We start from the raw sequence: 18,099 nt of genomic DNA on the forward strand, positions 1-18,099 counted from the left end.
GGGTGGCGGGTTCCAGTCGATCTCGGGATGCCGGGCTCCGCACGCCCTCCGCGGGCGGCGGCTGTCAGCCGGGTGGCGGATTCCAGTCGATCTCGGGATGCCGAGCTCCGCATGCCGTCCGCGGTCATTGGGTTGGTCGCCCGCATCGCGGGCGGCAAGCGCGGTGTCCCGGATTCGTGGTGCACGGATCGGATTGGCGTCGACGCCGCCGGGCTGGCGGCGACTGTTCTCCGGTGACGAGACGGGAGGCCTGAGGGCAAGCGGATCCTCGCGCCGCCCTCCCGGGAGGTGTCGCACTCGAATGCGCCTGCCGTGCGGGGTGTTCGCGACGGCGTGCCGCGCCGCTCCGACTGCATTCGAGGCCCGTGCAGTTGGTCGGAACTGGCGCCGCTGGCGCGCGATTCGGTCGAGATCCGCCGGCGGGTCCGGGGTTCCGCGGGGTTCGGCTCCGACCGGTCGGGGAGGTCGGAACTGATTGAAGGACGGTTTCTGCGGCATGTTTCACGTGAAGCACCGACTCCGGGTGCGACCAGGCGGTCGAAGTGTTCGCGACCCTCTGTCGAACGCGCCGACCACGGGAGTCGGCCGACACCCGCATGCCATGGATCGAGACCGCCGTCTGTGGTGAGGCGTGGTGGCCATCGATGTGATGTTTCACGTGAATCGGCTCCGCGCGGAGCGCCCCCTCCGTGTGACCGAATGCGACATTCGTTCGGTTCAGGTGAACGAATGTCGCATTCGGTCAGTCGGGTGGAGGTCCGGCGGGCGGTGCGTGGGCTACGGCTGCTGACGGCCAGACGGGCGACGGCACCGGGTCGGCTTGGTCGTCGTCGGTGGACCTGAGCGGAACCGATGCTGCAACGGGCGTGCGGCGGACCCACGCCGAGGCATGTCCGCTACACGCGATGAGGGACGTGCTCGGGGCGACCCCCGACGCGGGTTCTGGAATGTTCGGTGCTCCGGGTCGGCATCCGGGCCCGGCCGGGTCACCCGCGGATTCGGGGCGCTGCCCGGGGCCGTGCCGTCGACCTGGCGCGGGACACCGGGCCTGCACGGGTCTTGTTTCACGTGAACCAGCGGTCCGGGCACGATCGGGGACGTCCGAGATTCCCCTGACCGCGCCGGCGGTGACATCGCGACCGGCCGGGCCGACGCCCATCGACATGGGGCGCTCGCCGCCCTCCCCGGTCCCGGTCGTGGGACACGTCGGCTGAGCCGAGCCCTCCGGACCGGCGTGCCACTCCCCTCCCCCACCGACGGGCACCCGCTGCCGATGGAACTCGCCGACCCGTCACGGCACGGTGACCGCTCCGAAGCCGGGGGTCCCTGTCGGCCAGACGAGGGCGAGGTGTCGAATCCGCGACGGCCCGCCAGAGTGGAGTCCCATTCGAGTGAACGGGGCGCGCCCGAGGCCCCGCGGCGGCGGGGCTCATGAGAGGACTGGTCGTCGCCGGCATCGACGCCAGGCGCATCGGGATTCCCGGGCCAGCCGTCCGGCACCCGCCTGCCGTGGTGGGCATCGCGTCGGGCGGGGCCGGGGGTTGGTCGCGCCCACTGGGGCCGGCCCTCCGCGGGAACCGCCCGGCACCCGCCTGGGCGTCCTCGCGCCGCATTCCTCGGCGGCCGTCGGGTCCTGCCCGGGTCGGCGCCGGCTTCAGGAAACGCGATCGCCGAACACCGGCTCACTGGTATCGACCGGTGCGAGGAAGCCCGGGCACACCTGACCCACGCCGGCGGCGCGCACGGATCCGTCGAGGGCGACCGCTGTCGGAGCGGCCCAATCAGCACCGTGGTCCCCGCCCTTGCCGGGCGATGCTGCCGGGCCGGTTCCACGTGAAACACGCCCCGCCGGGTCGCACCCACACGCGGGTGCACCACGCGCTGCCTGGCGTCGTCACGCCTTCACCTCCCGCCGGTGGAAGCCCCTGGCGCGGTGAGGCACCTATCCGTGAGGTGGGCCGCTCGGACTCGCTCAGTCCGGGCCCCGGCAGCGACGAACAACTGGGGCGAAGTCCCGCCTGCTGCTGCATCCGGCGAGCTTGCAGCGCTCGTCCACACCGCGGCGCACGGGCAGGCGGATCTCAGGTGCGGTGCCCGACGCCCGCGGGTTGGTCCTCCGGCCGCGATCGGGCGACCGGTTGTCCGACCTTCGCGGCCGGCCCGGCCGCCCGGAACCGGGGCTGGGCGGACGCTCCCGCCGACGGGGCGGCGAGGCTGTGCCATCGGTGAGACTGCGCCATCGGCGGGACTGGATCCATCCCGCGGGCGGGTCGTCTCCCGGGCCGGCGCCCGGCCTCCGAGTCGGGTCCGTTCGCGACGACGGACGGCGTTGGATGTGTGCGCGCGGGTCCGGCCCATCCCATTTCGGCGGGTGCCGCGCGTTGGCCTGGGGTGGGCGGACGTGGTGGCTCGCGTTGTCGTGGCCGCACTCATGCTCGACCCGCGGGTGACGCCACTTGCGCTCCGGCGGCTCCGAACCCTCGCGGGCCCGCGTGCCGTGGACTTCGTGTTCGAGGGGCGTCGCAGTCGTGCACCGTTCGGCGTGCGCTCCTCCAAGGGCCTCGGCGTCTGATGTGGGGACGCCCACGTGCGGCACCTCGCCTGCCTCCGCCCCGATCCCGCGCCGGCGCCTCGTGTGTGGGCGGCCTCCGGCCGGCCGGGCCTGCCGGCCTCGGTGACTGGCTGGCGGCCGTGCGCTTCGGCGGCAACATCCCGGCCGTGCGCGCAGCACCGAGCCTGCGGCAGTGGTGGGCCCGCGACCGTACCGACTCGGCATTGGGAACCCGCGTGCACGCGAGGCCCACCCGCAAGGCCCCACTGGCGGAGCCGCGCCGGCGACCGCCGCCGCACGGGTTTCCGCAACGGCGGTTGCGTGTCGACCGGGGTGCCGGCGCCGGCTCGAGGCCCGGCAACGAACCGGCGGTCGCGGCAGGTGTCCGCTCGCACGGGGACGACGCCTCTGCGAGTCGGCCGGCCCCTCCCCTCCCCCACCGCCCGACGCCCCTGCCATCCGCCTCCCGGCCGAGCCGACCCGGCCCGCGACCCCTCCCCTGGATCGGTGATGGCCGGGAACGCGGCGGTTCGGTCACGCTGATCGGACCCCACCGGGTCCGGATTCATCGGGATCCGAATATTCCGCGCGTCTGGTTTGTGGAATGTATCGGCGTCACGGGAAGATGTTTCACGTGGAACACATCGAGTCCGACGACATGCCCGAGGCCGCTCAGACCGTCTTTGGGGACCGCCTCGACCTCGCGGTGAAGTACCGCGACTCGCTCGCCACGGCGGGTGTGGAGCGGGGCCTGATCGGACCGCGTGAGGTCCCCCGACTCTGGGACCGGCACCTGCTCAACTGCGCCGTGATCGGTGAGCTGATCGCCGAGGGCGAGTCCGTCGTCGACGTGGGCAGCGGGGCCGGCCTGCCCGGCATTCCGCTCGCGATCGCCCGCCCGGACCTCCGGATCACGTTGGTCGAGCCGCTGCTGCGCCGCTCGGTGTATCTGGCCGAGTTCATCGAGGAGGTCGGTCTCGACGTCCGCGTGGTCCGCGGGCGCGCGGAACAGCCCGGCGTCCTGCACGAGGCCGGTGGCGCCGACGTCGTGACCTCCCGGGCCGTCGCGCCGTTGGAGAAGCTTGCCCGCTGGTCGATCCCGCTGGTGCACGAGGGCGGCCGGATGTTGGCGATGAAGGGATCGAGTGCGGCGGAAGAGATCTCCCGTGATCAGGCTTCCCTGACTCGCCTGGGGGCTGGCAAGTTGGAGATCGTCGAGTGCGGCGCCGCGATTCTGCCGACACCGACGATCGTGGTTCGCGCAGAACGCGTCCCCCGGCGAGGTCATCGCCGATAATGGACCCGTCGAACCGATGAATTCACGCCGTGGTGATCGAGCAAGATCTGTGAAGGAGCAACACATGTCGGGTGGACCCGCGGTTTCACGTGAAACCGGACGCGACCCTTCGAAACCCACCAACGGCGACGGTGCGAATCCCTATCCGGCGTCCGCGTATTCGGGCATCTCGCTGGAGGAGACACCGATCGGTGCGGCCGCGCAGCGGGCGAGTCAGGTCCTGCACCCGCACGGGGTGTCGATGCCCAAGCCGAACCGCCGCCGCGTCCTCACCATCGCGAACCAGAAGGGCGGCGTCGGCAAGACGACCACCGCGGTGAACCTCGCGTCCTCACTCGCGGTTCTCGGGCTGACCGTCCTGGTGGTCGATTTGGACCCCCAGGGCAACGCCAGCACCGCGCTGGGTGTCCCCCACCACTCAGGCACCCCCTCGAGCTACGAGCTGCTCATAGGCGAAGTCACGGCCGCCGAGGCCATCCAGCAGAGCCCGCACAGCGACCGGCTGTACTGCATCCCCGCGACCATCGACCTGGCCGGCGCCGAGATCGAGCTGGTTTCCATGGTCGCCCGTGAGGGCCGGCTCAAGACCGCCCTCGCCCCCGCCGCGCTGGCCGGCATCGACGTCGACTTCATCCTCATCGACTGCCCGCCGTCGCTGGGTCTGCTCACGGTCAACGCGATGGTCGCCGCGCAGGAGGTGCTGATCCCCATCCAGTGCGAGTACTACGCACTCGAGGGCGTCGGGCAGCTGCTGCGCAACATCGAGCTGGTCCAGTCCCACCTCAACCCCGACCTGCATGTCTCGACGGTCCTGCTGACCATGTACGACGGCCGGACCAAGCTGGCCGACCAGGTCGCCGAGGAGGTGCGCAAGCACTTCGGTGACCGGGTGCTGCGCGCCGTGATCCCCCGCAGCGTGAAGGTCTCGGAGGCGCCCGGATACGGGATGACCGTCCTCGACTACGACCCGGGCTCACGCGGTGCCATGAGTTACCTCGACGCCGGCCGCGAACTCGCAGCCCGCACCGCCACGATGAACGCGCAGGAGACGTAGTGAGCACGAGAAGCAAGGGTGGCCTGGGACGCGGCCTCGCGGCACTGATCCCGACCGGCCCCGAGGCCGGACCGCGGCTCGGCAGCGCCGCCGCCGACGTGATCATCGGCAACGCGTCCGCCCCGGCGGCCACGGCGACCAAGACCGGCAAGGCGCCGGCACCCGCTCCGGTCGACGGTGCGGCACCGAAGGCCCCGGCGACCAAGGCCGCCACCGCCAAGACGGCGGCGGCGAAGACCACGAAGACGGCGAAGGCCGCCGCCCAGGCGTCCGACGGGGAGTCGGCACCCGGCCTCTCCCCCGTCGGCGCCATCTACCGGGAGATCCCGGCCGCGCAGATCGAGCCGAACCCGAAGCAGCCGCGCCAGGTGTTCGACGAGGAGGCGCTCGCCGAACTGGTCTTCTCGATCCGCGAGTTTGGCCTGATGCAGCCGATCGTGGTGCGCCGCGTCGCAGACGACCGCTACCAGCTGGTGATGGGTGAGCGACGGTGGCGGGCCAGCCAGCAGGCCGGGCTCGAGACCATCCCGGCGATCGTCCGCGAGACGAACGACGGCTCGATGTTGCGCGACGCACTGCTCGAGAACATCCACCGGGTGCAGCTGAACCCGCTCGAGGAGGCGGCGGCGTACCAGCAGCTGCTCGAGGAGTTCAACGTCACCCACGAGGAGCTGGCCGCCCGGATCGGGCGTTCGCGGCCCGTCGTGACCAACATGATCCGGCTCCTCCGGCTGCCGATCCCGGTGCAGCGGCGGGTCGCGGCCGGCGTGCTCTCCGCCGGCCACGCCCGGGCCCTGCTCTCGCTCGAGGCGGGCGCCGAGGCACAGGAACTGCTGGCCGCGCGGATCGTCGCCGAGGGCATGTCGGTGCGTGCCACCGAGGAGGCCGTGACGCTGGCCAACCGTGAGGATGCCGCCGCGCTCACTCCCCCGGTGAAGCGCAAGCCGATCCAGATGCCGGGCCTCCAGGACGTCGCGGACCGGCTGTCCGGGGCGTTCGACACCCGCGTCACGGTGAGCCTCGGCAAGCGCAAGGGCAAGATCGTCGTCGAGTTCGGCTCGGTGGACGACCTGCAGCGGATCGTCGAGATGATGGAACACCAGGGCGGCTCGTAGCGCCGGGTTCCCGGCACCCGACCACCCTCGGCCGATCCGTCACTGTGACACCACGACGGGTCGGCCGAGGCGTCCGCGGGGTTGGGTGATCGAATCATCTTTCCCACCAAGATGATTCGAGGGCGGTCCGATCTGGTCCGGCCGTCGGCCCGCCGATCGCCTATTCTGGAGGAAGAATAATGTGTCCCGCGGGCGTCCGATGCCCGCTGTCGGGTGTTGGAGGCTGGTTCACCGGTGTCGATGCGCATCAGCCCGCTCACGCTCGACGGACTCGACCAGCTTCCCCGGCACTCCCGCCGTTGTGTCTTCTGGGAAATGGACCCGGCCGCGGTGCAAAGCTCCCGGAGCTTCTCGGACCCCGAGTTCGAGAAGGAGGCCTGGCTCTCGATGGTGATGCTCGAGTGGGGGTCCTGCGGTCAGGTCGCCACCCTCGACGGACGGCCCGCCGGCTGCGCGCTCTACTCCCCGCCCGGCGACGTGCCACGGGCGAAGCTCTTCCCCACCTCCCCCGTCAGTGCGGACGCGGTCCTGCTGACCACGCTGCGGCTCGAACCGGCCGCGGAGCTGGACGGGGTGGGCCCGAGCCTGATGCAGGCCGTCGTGGGCGATCTGGTGCACCGCGGGGTGCGGGCGATCGAGGCATTCGGGATCGTCCGGGACGAGGACGAGGCTCGCGTAGGCCGACGTCCGGGGCCTGACTGTGCGCCCGCCGACTGCATGATCGACGCCGGTTTCCTGATCGACATGGGCTTCGAAGTGGTTGCGGCGCACCATCGTTACCCGCGGTTGCGGCTCGAGCTCAATCGCGACCACGGCTGGAAGGCGGACGTGGAGTCGGCGCTCGAGCGGCTGCTGATGACGGCCTCGCTGACGGTCGTCGACATCGAACAGAAGTCGACGGTCGGCGCGCACTGAGACCCGCCGCCCGTCGCCGACGGGCTCGGACTAGGCCGGGTCGGACTTCGCCAGTTCCTCGGCGAGCAGCTCCGCGAACGTGAACGTCCCGGTCGGCTGGTCGTCCTGTCCGAGCAGGTACAGCCGCTTGACCGCGATCAGGATCGCCTCGGCGATGATGTCCCGGTTTCGGGGGTTCACGAGCACATTGACGTCGGATTCGTTTGTGAGATAACCGATGTCGACCTGAACGGTCGGCATGTTGGTCAGCCGCAACAGATCCCACGACCGCCCGTGCGTGCGGCAGTCCTGAAGTGGTGCGCGAGCAACGATTTCGCGCTGGATGAAGCTGGACAGCACCTGCCCGATCCGCGAGGTGGCGCCGTGCGAGTTCCCGAAGTGGAAGCTGGCGACGCCGTTCGCGTGGGGGCTCACGCTGCTGGCGCAGCGCAGCGAGATCATCAGGTCCGCGTCGAACGTGTTGGAGATCTCGGCCCGGGACGTGACCGACGGGTTCGCGTTGTGCGGCCGGGACAGGAACGTCTCCATGCCCGTCGCGGCCATCCGGCCCTCGAGCCGACTGGCGAGGTCCCACAGGATCTCTGCTTCGGTGATCGGGCCGTTGGGCGTCTGGATCACCGCTCCGGTCGCCTCGCCGCCGAGGTCCGGGTCGATCACGATCCGCTTGCCGCTGAGCTGCGGGCCGGACCGACGGACCGACTCCTCCTCGGTGATCGCGTGCGGCGAGCCGCCGGTGACGCGGGTGCCGAGCAGTTCGAGCGAGCGCAGCGTCTGGGGTCCGCAGATGCCGTCGGAGGCGATGCCGATCTCACGCTGGAACGAGGACAGGCCCTCGTGGGTCTTCGGCCCGAAGTGGCCGTCCGCCCGCGCCGAGTAGAAGCCGAGGTCCTGCAGCCGGTTCTGCAGCGTCGCGACGTCGTCGCCGTACAGCGGTGCGGACAGCTGGTAGATCAGGGTGCGGGCGCCGAGGCGGTACGACGCCTCCTTGAGCCCGCGGTACGTTGCCGCACCGACCACGCCGTCGACCAGGAGGCCGCGTTGCTGCTGGAACGCGCGCACGGCGCTGTCGAGGTGGTGGTCGAACACGGCGTCCGGGGCCACCCACTGGGAGCCGTTGACCGCGTCCCGGGGCGCCGTCGACATGCCGTTGTGCAGGAACCCCAGGCTGGAAAGGGTGCTGCGGACCTCGGCTACGGCGGGACCGTGATCGCCGTGACAGAGACGCTGCATACTTTCCGGTCCTCTCGTGGTCCTGGCACGTCGCGGCGGGGCGTCGCACACGCGTCGATTGTCGCAGAAACCCCCGAGGATTCGGCAATCTCGGGGGCTGCGGCGTCGGTTACAGGATGTCGGAAAGGTCCTTGAGCAGGGCAGCCTTGCCCTTGGCGCCGACAATCTGCTTCACCGGCTTGCCGCCCTGGAACAGGATCATCGTCGGGATCGACATGACCTGGAAGTCGCGGGCGGCGGCCGGGTTGGCATCGATGTCGAGCTTGGCGACGGTGAGCTTGTCGCCGTGCTCACCGGCGATCTCCTCGAGCACCGGCGCGACCATCTTGCACGGGCCGCACCAGGTCGCCCAGAAGTCGACGAGCACGGGCTTGTCGGAGTCGAGGACGTCCTGCTTGAAGGAGTCGTCGGTGATGGTGATCGTGTTCGACATGGTTGTCTCCTCAGGTGACGGGGTGGGGTCCGCGAGGCGGGTGGTGGTCAGGCCTCGGCGCCGACGGGGCGTTCGGCCGCCGCGAGCGTGTTGGCGGTGATGTCGCCCTTCTCGGCCAGCCAGCGCTCCGCGTCGATCGCGGCGGAGCAGCCGGTGCCGGCGGCGGTGATGGCCTGACGGTAGGTGTGGTCGACCAGGTCGCCGGCCGCGAAGACACCCTCGATGGAGGTCTGGGTGGTCGGGGACTGCACCCGCACGTAGCCCTCGTCGTCGATGTCGACCTGGCCCTTGACCAGCTCGCTGCGCGGGTCGTGGCCGATCGCGACGAACATGCCGGTGATCGGCAGGGTGGACTGCTCACCGGTGACGGTGTCGCGCAGCACCAGGCCGGTGACGCTGGTCTCGCCCAGCACCTCGACCGGCTCGGCGTTGGTCAGGAAGCGGATCTTCTCGTTCGCCTTGGCGCGCTCGAGCATGATCCGGGAGGCGCGGAACTCCTCGCGGCGGTGCACCAGCGTGACGCTGCGGGCGAAGCGGGTGAGGAAGGTGGCCTCCTCCATCGCGGAGTCGCCGCCGCCGACCACGACGATGTCCTGGTCGCGGAAGAAGAAGCCGTCGCAGGTGGCGCAGGCGCTGACGCCGCGGCCGAGGAGCTTCTCCTCGCCGGGGATGCCGAGGTAGCGGGCCGCGGCGCCCATCGCGAGGATGACGGCGTGCGCGTAGTAGGTCTCGCCGTTCGCGACGATGCGCTTGACGCCGCTGGACAGGTCGATCTCCTCGACGTCCTCGGTGCGGATCTCGGCGCCGAAGCGCTTGGCCTGCTCGCGCATCTCGTCCATGAGGTCCGGGCCCATGATGCCCTCGCGGAAGCCGGGGAAGTTCTCCACCTCGGTGGTGGTCATCAAGGCGCCGCCGAACTGGGTGCCCTCGAAGAGCAGGGGTGCCAGCTCCGCACGGGCCGCGTAGACGCCGGCGGTGTATCCGGAGGGTCCGGATCCGACGATGATGAGGTCTCGTACCGAGGTCGGGTTAGTCATGGGGCCTTCCGGGTTGTGAACGTTGCCTGGCTCAACAACAGACTAAGGGTTGATGTTCCCGGTGGCCCTGGATGTGGCGGCGAAGGTGAGGTACGGCTCGATCAGTTCCGCGGCCCGGGCCTGAACCGCGGCGGGGTCACCACCGGCCTCGACCTGCCGGGTCGCGGCGTGCACGACGGCGTTGATGAGCTCGGCGGTGGCGGCCGGGTCGGTGGCGCCGAGCTCGGTGAGCGCCGTCACCAGCGGGGTCACCAGCTTGCGGTGCAGCAGCGCGCTGGTCTCGGTCATCTTCTCGGTCGGCGCGATGGCGGCGATCGACGAAGCGATGGCGTGTTCCCCCTCGGCGACCAGGTCCAGGTTCGCGCGGACGTAGGCGAGGACCCGGCGGTCCGGTGCCCCGGCCGCGTCCATCTCCCGTTCGACCCGATCGGACCAGCGCGGGAAGGAGTCCTCGACCAGTGCGTCGAGCAGGTCCCGCCGGGACTTGAAGTACTGGTACATGCTCGACCGCGCCAGGCCCGCGCGCGCCGCGACCTCGGCGAACCCCGGGATGTCGGTGGCGCCCTCGGTGAGCACCTCGCGGGCGGCGTCGAGGAGGGCGCGCCGCTGCGCGGCGCGGTGCTGCGCCACCGTGGGCGCGCTGATCCGCGGCACCGCACCTCCCCTCGCCGGTGCGTCGGGTGGGCGACGCCTCATGTGTCGGTCCTGCGCCTGTCGGTCGTCGTGACGACGCGGGCGCAGCGGTCGAGGACATCGTAGTCGGGGGACACCGTCACGGTGGTAACCGCCGAGCGACGGCACTGCGCCACCACACATGTCGACTCCTTGGGGAGCGGCACCGTCAGCTCCCGACGGGGATGGCAAGGGTGCCAACAGGTTGTTGGGAAGATTGGCCCGGGAGGCTCGGCTCAGCCGGCGTGGCCCAGTGCCGGGTCGGGGAGGGCGGCGAGGGCCTCGCGGACCACGCACCGGGTGCCGGTGTAGATGGTCGGCATGCACTTGTTGCAGTGCACGCAGTTGCCCTCGGCGGCCTCGTCGTCTCGAAACTTGTTGACCAGGTTGGGATCCCGAAGCAGCGCGCGGGCCATGCCGACGAACTCGAAGCCCTCCCCCAGTGCGGTCTCGATGGTCTCGACCCGGTTGATCCCGCCGAGCATGATCAGCGGCATCGACAGCGCCTCCCGGAACTGGCGCGCGAACGGCCGGAAGAAGGCCTCCTCGAAGGGGTAGGTCGGAAAGAGGTGCGGGCCGTAGAAACGCAGCCCCATTCCCACCAGTTTCGGTTGCGACGCAATGAATTCCGCCATCGGGACCTCGCCGCGGAAGAAGTACATGCCGTTGAGCAGGGAGCTGCCGCCGGTGAGCTGCATGGCGTCGACGTGCCCGTCGGACTCGATCAGCCTGGCGATCTGCAGGCTCTGGTCCAGCCAGAGTCCCTTGGGGACGCCGTCGGCCATGTTGAACTTGACGGTGACCGCGACGGAGTCCCCCGCCGCGGCGCGAACCCGCTCGAGCACCTCGCGTGGGAAGCGGGAGCGGGCCGCCACACTGCCGCCGTACCGGTCGTGCCGCCTGTTCAGGTTCGGGCTCATGAAGCTGCTCAGCAGGTAGTTGTGGCCCAGGTGCACCTCGAGCGCATCGAACCCGGAGTCGACCGCGACCCGCGCCGCGTGTTCGAAGTCCGTGGCCACCTCGGCGAGCTGGTCGAGCGATGCGCCGCGGACCAAACCCATTGCGGGAGGACTGATCCGGGTGGACGGCGCCAGGGTCTTGGTGCCGTTGGAGAGGGTGTTGGCGACCAGTCCGGCGTGCCCGATCTGGGCCGCGGCCAGGGCGCCCTCCGCGTGCACGGCGTCGGTGAGCCGGGTGAGTCCCGGTCTGGTGGCCTCGTTCAGGACGAGGGTGTCGCGGTGCACCCGGCCCGACTCGGACACCGCGCAGTACGCGACGGTGGTCAACGCCGCGCCGCCGGCCGCGACCGCGCGGTGGAACTCGACGAGTTCGTCGGAGACGACGCCGCGCCGCATCACGCCCTCGAAGGTCGCGGCCTTGACGATGCGGTTGCGCAGGGTCAGGGGGCCGAGCCGGGCGGGCTCGAAGATCCGTCGGGCGCGGGTGGGTGCGGCGTTCATCGTGGAGGCGTCCTCGTTGCTGTCGGGCGGTCATTGCGATGCCATTGGACTCGTAAAGGGACACGGTATAGCCCGACGGCCCCCGATGGAAGAGAATTCGATCGATGACTGCCACCGGATCGGGCCGCCCCCGTGACCCCCGCATCGACGCCGCCGTGCTCGACGCCGCCCGCGACATGCTCGTCGAGGTGGGATACGACCAGCTCAGCCTGCGGGCGCTCGCGGCCCGGGCGGGTGTCAGCCGCGCCGCCATGGCGCGGCGGTGGGAGTCCAAGGCGCACCTGGTCCTCGACGCCGTCCTCGGCCTGGAGCCGGACCTGCGGCCGTTCGAGGGTGCGGACCGGGCCGGCTGGATCCGCTGGGTGGCCACGGGTAGTTCCGAGGTGTTCCGCAGCCCCGCGGTCCGGGCGGCGGTGCCGGCGCTCCTGGCCACGCTGCGCGACCACCAAGAACTGCGCGGGGCGGTGTGGCGGAACTTCAGCGGGCCCAGCGCCGCCATGCTGCCGCCCGCCGAGGGGTCCGGGGCCGAGGATCAGCTCGAGGCCGACGCGCTGCTGGCGCTGGGCGCGGGCGCCGCGATGTTCCTGTCGCTGATCGCGCCCGAGGTGGACACCCCGCAGATGCGGGCCAAGGTGCTCGAGATCCTGCTGTTGGCGGCCGGACCCGAGTGAACTTCCGCCGAACGGGCGGTTGTCGGGGCATCGGCCGAGAGCCGACCCCGGTAACCGCCCGTTCGGCGTTTGACGTCTAGCCGATGTCGGCGCGGGCCAGCGTCGCCGGGTCGGAGTCGGTGCATCCCGAGCCGACCACCAGCGCGGTGATCTGGGGTACCTGTGCCCCCGGGAAGAGCATCAGCAGCCCGGGGACACCCCGCAGGCGGACCGGACCGGAACCCAGCAGCGGGGTGGTCGGGTCCACGCCGTTGGCTCGCAGGCATCCGTCCCGGGCCCCCGGCGCCGACAGTGGGCCGAGGTCGGTACGGCCGAGCAGCCCGAGCGCGACCGTGGGTTGCAGGTCGGACCCGAGGTCCACGCTCGTGGCGGACGGGGCCGGCGAGTCGAGGGCGACGGCGGGCGTCGCGGGTCCGGTCTCGTCGTCGGGTTGGGTCAGCGCGAACAGGGCGCCGGCGGCGACGACCGCCACGGCGGCGGCCGCGGCGAGCAGTCGGACGGGCCGGCGTCGACGTTCGGTCCGCCCGGCCAGGGCGGAGACGGCGGCCGGTGCCGCGGCGCCGGCCACCTCGGCGGCCAGCGCGGCCTCGATCCGGGCGACCACCTCCGGCGGCGCGGGTGGCGGCGTCGTGTCGGTGGTGCGCAGCGCGCCGAGCTGCCCGCGCACGGAGTCGAGCGCGGCGAGGACGCGCTGGGCTTCCGGGTCCTGTGCGGACGCCACGCCAAGCCGATCCGCGAACTCCGGCGGCAGCGCCCCGGCGTGCAGATCGGCGAGCAGGTCTGGGTCGAAAGGGGGGTGCAGTGCATCCTCACCCTGGGCGACCATGACACCTCCTTTTAGTTGGAACGAACCGAAACTCGAACTCGAAACTACGTGAGCGAAACCGCTGACGCCCGTGCCCGTGACCCGCCGCGCCGATCGACCACCGCTACTGGGATTAGACCTCGTTGGCGTCGATCTGGTTCCGTCCAGCCTGCAAATAGCTCAACTCCTGGGCGAGCCGGTGCCGGGCCCGCGCGCACCGACTCTTCACGGTGCCCTCCGGTATCCCGAGCAACGCCGCGGCCTCGGCCACCGAGTACCCCTCGAGGTCGACCGCGACCACCGCGGCCCGCTGCTCTGGCGACAGTGTGAACAGCGCATCCTCGATGGCCATGGACGTCTCGCGGTCCGTCATGGCGTCGCGTGGATGGCTGGGTTCGTGCTGGTCGTCCTCCGGCAGCGGCACCGTCGGCCGGGCCTTGTTCCGCCGGATCCGGTCCAGACAGGCGTTCACCACGATTCGGTGCAGCCAGCTGCGCACCGCGGCGTCGGCGCGGAAGGTCGCGGCCGTCCGATGCGCGTTGAGCAGCGCCTCCTGCAACGCGTCCGCGGCGTCCTCCGGCGTGTAACTCGTCCGCCGGGCCGTCTGCCACAGATGGTCGTAGTGCCTGCTGAGCAGCTCCGAAAATGCGCGTGCGTCCCCCGACGCGTGCGCTGCCAGTAGCTGGGCGTCAGACATGCCCGCTCCGGCGATCCCCCTGTTGATTCGCACGCGAAATGTTAACCGACCATCGCGTCTCGAGTCCTGAAACTCGACCACATCGACGGCCGGAGGGCGCGCTGGGTGGGTCCCCGCGCTACGCGGTCTTGTTGAAGCCGACCTCGGAGATCGACGACTGGACCTTCCCGCCGTCCTCGGACAGCTTGGTCACCCACACCAGGATCCGGCCGACGTTGCCGTCGGTGGTGACCGGGATGGTGGTGACGCCCTTGCCGAGCACCGCCGTGCCGATCAACTGGGTCTGGTCCAGGGCCGAGTTGGCGCCGGGGGCCGTACGGATCTCGACGGTGGTGCCGGGGCTCGGCGAGTCGATCCACACGTTCCGCACCGCGGTGGGCTCGGCGAGGTCGACCATGAGGCCCACACCGGTCTTGAAGGACGGGAACTGCTGGAAGTAGGTGTCGGTGCTCCACTTGGTCGCCGTGTTGCCGTCGACCGCCAGCGCGGCGGTGCTCGGGTTGTCCGGCGAACCCTGCGGCGAGTAGACGGTGGCACCGGCCGGCGCCMCCGGGACCGCGGCCGCCGGCGGGGCCGCCGAGGCGGCCGTGGTGGTGTTTCCGTCGGGCTCGGCGGCGCTGGTGGTCAGGCCGATGTTCTGCTCGTTGAGGGGTTCGCTGGAACCGCCGCCCGCCAGCGCATTCGCCAGCCACCAGCCGAGGAACGCCAGCACGATCACGGTCAGGACGCCGAGGGCGGCCAGCGCCATCACCATCCGGTTGCTCTTGAGCCGTTCCGCCGCCGCCTGCTCGGGATCGCTCAGTGCGTGCCCGGACGCGCCCGCGGGGCGCTGGCCGAGCCGCAGTGCCGGCATCAGGTCGGTCTTCTGGTCGACGACCGACGCCTGGTCCAGCACGTGCTGCACGGTGGCGGCGGTGCGGATGCCGCTGCCCTGTTCGAGAGCGCGGATCGCCACCGCGGAGATCTCGAACGGCACCTCCGGGCGGATCACGCGAGGCTCGACGGGCACACCGTCGGAGCCGCGGTCCGCCGGGGGCATCCCGCCGACCGGCCCGGCGGGTGCACCCGCGGGCGCACCCGGCTCGCCGAGCGGCCAGCGCGCGGTGATCAGCGCGTACAACATGGCGCCGAGGCCGCGGACGTCGGTCGGTGCGTCCGCATCGGCGAGGGTGGCCGGGAACGCGAGGACCGCGTCGCCCGCCGCCGAGATACGGACCCGGTCTGGGTGGTCGATCGACAACGCGCCGCCGCTGCGGTGTGCGGCCTCCGCCGCGGACGCCAGCGCGCGAATGGCGCGGGAGGCGCCGATCGGGGACGGTGTCGTCTCGGACATCTCCTTGAGGGAGCGGCCCGGGGTCCACTCGGCCACCACGATGCCGCCGGAGCTGCCGCGGACCACGTCGAGGACGCGGGCGAGACCGGGCGAGTTGATCCGGCCCAGTCGGAGGGTCCGCGAGAGAACGGCCTGCGGGTCCTCGGCCACCTCTGCGCCGGTGCCGGCGCGCTGCTCGGCGTCGACGAAGGTCAGCGCCACCTCGCGGTCGAGCTTGATGTCGTGGGCCTGCCAGAACTTGAGGCCACGGGACCCGCCGTGCGGTGCCAGCAGCCGGTAGCGGCCACCGGCGACGGACGCGCCGGCGATCAGCTTCGGGCCGCGCGGCTGCCGGGGAGCGGTGTCCGCCGCGCCGACGCGCATCGGGGGCAGCGGCGGCGAGCCGATCGGGATGACGCCGGTGTCCACCATGAGGTCGCGCTCGGGGGCCTTGCGGACCGGGGCCGCCGGCCGGGACACCGACCGGGCCTCGCCCTTGCCCGCGTCGCCCTTGTCGGCGTCGGCACCGGTCTTGCCGGGTGCCGCGACAGCGGTCGAGGCCTCGGTGGGTTCGGTTGTGCGAGTTGTCGATCCGGGATCGGACGCGTGCGTCGTCGAACTACCGGTCTTGCTGCCGGCAACGTCTTCGTCGCTCACCCGCACTCCTTCACGCATCTGGCCGGAACCCTCCCTCGCAGTGATTGGCACCCCCGCAGGCCCTGGTCCAGGGTACGGGAGCTGCTGATCTTTCCTAAGTAGTACCTGAGTACGGCCGATCGCGGGAAGCAACACGGTGACGGCGTCGTAGTCGGGAATCGGTGTGAAGTCCTCGACGGCCACCGGTTGCGGCGACCGGCCGCGCGCCCGGTTCACCAGACGGGTGACCGCCACCGTGGCGGCGACCACCTCCGGGATGCCCGCGAACCGCAGCAGGGTGAACGTCACGCCGAGCATGAGCACCGCGCAGATCCCGACCTGGACGAAGGCGCCCGGGCCGCCGAAGCGGTCGCCGAGCTCGTCCAGGCCCAGCAGCTCCTCCGCGGTGAGCATCGCGATCGACCCGGCCAGCGAGGCGACGACGACCAGGAACGCGGTCTTGCCGACGTTCGCCATCCGCAACGACCCGAGGCTCCGCCGCAGCAGGATGGCGCCGATGATCGCGCCCGCCGTGAAACCGAGACCGTTCGCGACGCCGAGCAGGCTCACCACCTGGGTGTCGTCGGAGGCCACCACCGGTGCCAGCAGCGAGAGCCCCACCTTCACGCCGGTGATGCCGAGAATGATCCAGGTGGGGGTCCAGGCCTGCTCGCGGGCGTAGAAGACTCGCAGGTGGATCAGGACCAGTGCGTACGGGATCAGTGTGAACGCGGACCAGCTGACCGCGTGCCCGAGGCGCTCGGCGTCGGCCGCGCCGAAGTTGCCGTAGCCGAACAGCGCCTGGCCGACCTGCGGGCCGGCGAAAGTCAGGAACACCACCACCGGTACCAGCGAGACCATGGTCAGCCGGGTGGCGACGGACAGGTCGTCGACGACGGCCGGGGTGTCCTCCGCGGCGGCGTTGCGGCTCAGTCGCGGCATGATCGCGGTCAGGACGGTGACGCCGATGATGCCGTACGGCAGCTGCAGCAGGATCCAGGCCTGGTTGTAGATGACCGGCCCGGCCCCGTCGACGCTCGCGGCGATGCGGGTGCCGATGCTGAACCCGACCTGGCTGATCAGCACGTACAGCACGATGGCGACGCCCATGCCGGCGAACAGCCTGAGCCGGTCGTCGAGCCCCCACAGCGGCTTCAGGCTGATGCCCTGTCGTCGGATCGCGGGCAGCAGGGTGGCGGCCTGGGTGACCACGCCGAGGGTGACGCCGATCCCGAGGACCAGCAGCTGCGCGGTGGTGATCTCGTCGGACCCCCGCGACATCACCCAGAACACGCCGAGCACCACCAGCACGACGCAGTTGTTGAGCACCGGCGCCCAGGCGCCCGGCTTGAACACGCCCCGGGTGTTGAGGATCGCCGTGAGCAGCGCGGACAGGCCGTAGAACAGGATGGCTGGCAGCAACAGGTAGGCGAATTGGGTGGTCAGGACCGGGTCGACCTTGCCGTCTGACGGCAGGAACAGCCGCACCAGCAGGGGTGCGCTGAGCACCGCGACCACCGCGGCCACGCCGAGCACCAGGCCGGCGATGGTGAACAGCCGGCGCACGAATGCGGCGCCCCCGTCGTCGTCCTCCTTCTCGGCGCGGACCAGCACCGGGACCACGATCGCGGACAGGACCGCGCCGAGCACCAGCTCGGAGATCATGTTCGGCAGCTGGCTGGCGACGGTGAACGCGCTGGCGGTGACGGCGCCCAGCGTGGTCAGCAGCAGCACCTGCTTGAGGAAGCCGGTGATCCGGCTGACCATCGTGGCCACCGCGATCGAGCCGGTCGCGGCCATCAGCGACGAGTTCGAGTTCCCGGACTCGTCGTCCTCGGCCGTCTCGGGCTCGGGCGGATCGACGGGCGGCGGGGTGGCGGTGTCGGCGGGGCGCGGGTCCGCCGGCCGCGGCTGGACGGGGCGGGCCGGCCGGGTGGCCGCGGTCGGATTGGGGTCGCCGGGCTGGTAGCGCTGCGGCGCGGCGCGCTGTGGCGCGGGCTGCGGGCGGTACGGCTGGTCGGACTGGTGGAGCGGCCGGTACGGCTCGTGTGACTGCTGCGACTGCTGTGGCTGCTGTGGCTGTTGGGACTGCTGGGGCGGGGCGGGGCGGGGCGCGTGCTGCTGGGGGGCCTGCCGCCGCGGTTCGTCCTCGTGCCGGGGCAGTCCGGGCTGGGTCCGCTCCCAGGGTGCCGGCGGTGTGGGCGCGACCCTCCC

15 protein-coding genes are annotated in these 18,099 nt (G+C 71.4%); 7 read left to right on the top strand and 8 right to left on the bottom strand.

Annotated elements, in window-relative coordinates:
• Nucleotides 1–2,401: 2,401 nt before the first annotated feature.
• From AC1DWC_RS16995 to AC1DWC_RS17015, 5 genes are all read left to right on the top strand, one after another.
• Entirely contained in the window at nt 2,402–2,572 is a 171-nt protein-coding gene (locus AC1DWC_RS16995; RefSeq protein WP_477909869.1) for a hypothetical protein, read from the top strand.
• Nucleotides 2,573–3,176: 604 nt separating this feature from the next.
• The gene (rsmG, locus tag AC1DWC_RS17000) at nt 3,177–3,848 is read left to right on the top strand and encodes a 16S rRNA (guanine(527)-N(7))-methyltransferase RsmG (protein ID WP_072846544.1); all 672 of its coding nucleotides are present in this window, start codon (nt 3,177–3,179) and stop codon (nt 3,846–3,848) included.
• A 64-nt stretch (nt 3,849–3,912) separates the two neighbouring features.
• Nucleotides 3,913–4,902: a ParA family protein gene (locus AC1DWC_RS17005; RefSeq protein WP_477909871.1), complete on the top strand. Its 990-nt coding sequence runs from the start codon at nt 3,913–3,915 to the stop codon at nt 4,900–4,902.
• Nucleotides 4,902–6,017, top strand: coding sequence for a ParB/RepB/Spo0J family partition protein (locus AC1DWC_RS17010; RefSeq protein WP_477909873.1), 1,116 nt, complete (start codon nt 4,902–4,904; stop codon nt 6,015–6,017). Before AC1DWC_RS17005 ends, AC1DWC_RS17010 begins: the two co-directional genes overlap by 1 nt.
• A 234-nt stretch (nt 6,018–6,251) precedes the next feature.
• On the top strand, nt 6,252–6,932 hold the full coding sequence (locus AC1DWC_RS17015; RefSeq protein WP_477909875.1) for a GNAT family N-acetyltransferase: 681 nt from the start codon (nt 6,252–6,254) through the stop codon (nt 6,930–6,932).
• A gap of 30 nt (nt 6,933–6,962) precedes the next feature.
• Here the strand turns inward: AC1DWC_RS17015 and AC1DWC_RS17020 are convergent, their stop codons facing one another.
• The 5 genes from AC1DWC_RS17020 to AC1DWC_RS17040 form a co-directional block, all read right to left on the bottom strand.
• Nucleotides 6,963–8,162, bottom strand: coding sequence for an N-acetylmuramoyl-L-alanine amidase (locus tag AC1DWC_RS17020; protein WP_477909877.1), 1,200 nt, complete (start codon nt 8,160–8,162; stop codon nt 6,963–6,965).
• 109 nt (nt 8,163–8,271) lie between these two features.
• Entirely contained in the window at nt 8,272–8,595 is a 324-nt protein-coding gene (gene trxA / locus AC1DWC_RS17025) for a thioredoxin (protein WP_072846520.1), read from the bottom strand.
• A 47-nt stretch (nt 8,596–8,642) separates the two neighbouring features.
• A complete protein-coding gene (gene trxB / locus AC1DWC_RS17030) occupies nt 8,643–9,632 on the bottom strand; it encodes a thioredoxin-disulfide reductase (protein ID WP_477909879.1) in 990 nt (329 codons plus the stop codon).
• A 42-nt stretch (nt 9,633–9,674) separates the two neighbouring features.
• Entirely contained in the window at nt 9,675–10,286 is a 612-nt protein-coding gene (locus AC1DWC_RS17035; protein ID WP_477909909.1) for a TetR/AcrR family transcriptional regulator, read from the bottom strand.
• Nucleotides 10,287–10,540: 254 nt separating this feature from the next.
• The gene (locus AC1DWC_RS17040; protein ID WP_477909881.1) at nt 10,541–11,764 is read right to left on the bottom strand and encodes an oxidoreductase; all 1,224 of its coding nucleotides are present in this window, start codon (nt 11,762–11,764) and stop codon (nt 10,541–10,543) included.
• Between the two features lie 104 nt (nt 11,765–11,868).
• Here AC1DWC_RS17040 and AC1DWC_RS17045 point away from each other — a divergent pair, with 104 nt between their 5' ends.
• Nucleotides 11,869–12,435, top strand: a complete 567-nt coding sequence (locus AC1DWC_RS17045; RefSeq protein ID WP_477909883.1) for a helix-turn-helix domain-containing protein — start codon at nt 11,869–11,871, stop codon at nt 12,433–12,435.
• Between the two features lie 76 nt (nt 12,436–12,511).
• On the opposite strand, the gene AC1DWC_RS17050 is transcribed toward AC1DWC_RS17045, so the two are convergent.
• The 3 genes from AC1DWC_RS17050 to murJ all read right to left on the bottom strand — a co-directional run bounded on the left by AC1DWC_RS17050 (nt 12,512) and on the right by murJ (nt 17,652).
• Nucleotides 12,512–13,261, bottom strand: coding sequence for a hypothetical protein (locus AC1DWC_RS17050; RefSeq protein ID WP_477909885.1), 750 nt, complete (start codon nt 13,259–13,261; stop codon nt 12,512–12,514).
• A gap of 112 nt (nt 13,262–13,373) precedes the next feature.
• Nucleotides 13,374–13,937 carry an RNA polymerase sigma factor SigM gene (gene sigM, locus AC1DWC_RS17055; protein WP_477909887.1) on the bottom strand — a complete coding sequence of 188 codons (564 nt, stop codon included), beginning with the start codon at nt 13,935–13,937 and terminating at the stop codon, nt 13,374–13,376.
• A 118-nt stretch (nt 13,938–14,055) separates the two neighbouring features.
• Nucleotides 14,056–17,652 carry a murein biosynthesis integral membrane protein MurJ gene (gene murJ, locus AC1DWC_RS17060; RefSeq protein WP_477909889.1) on the bottom strand — a complete coding sequence of 1,199 codons (3,597 nt, stop codon included), beginning with the start codon at nt 17,650–17,652 and terminating at the stop codon, nt 14,056–14,058.
• Between murJ and AC1DWC_RS17065 the strand changes: the two genes are divergently transcribed.
• Entirely contained in the window at nt 17,636–17,854 is a 219-nt protein-coding gene (locus AC1DWC_RS17065) for a hypothetical protein (RefSeq protein WP_477909891.1), read from the top strand. The two genes, murJ and AC1DWC_RS17065, sit on opposite strands and share 17 nt — an antisense overlap.
• Nucleotides 17,855–18,099: the final 245 nt, after the last annotated feature.

The sequence above is a fragment of the Rhodococcus sp. P4_C10 genome (assembly GCF_056402135.1).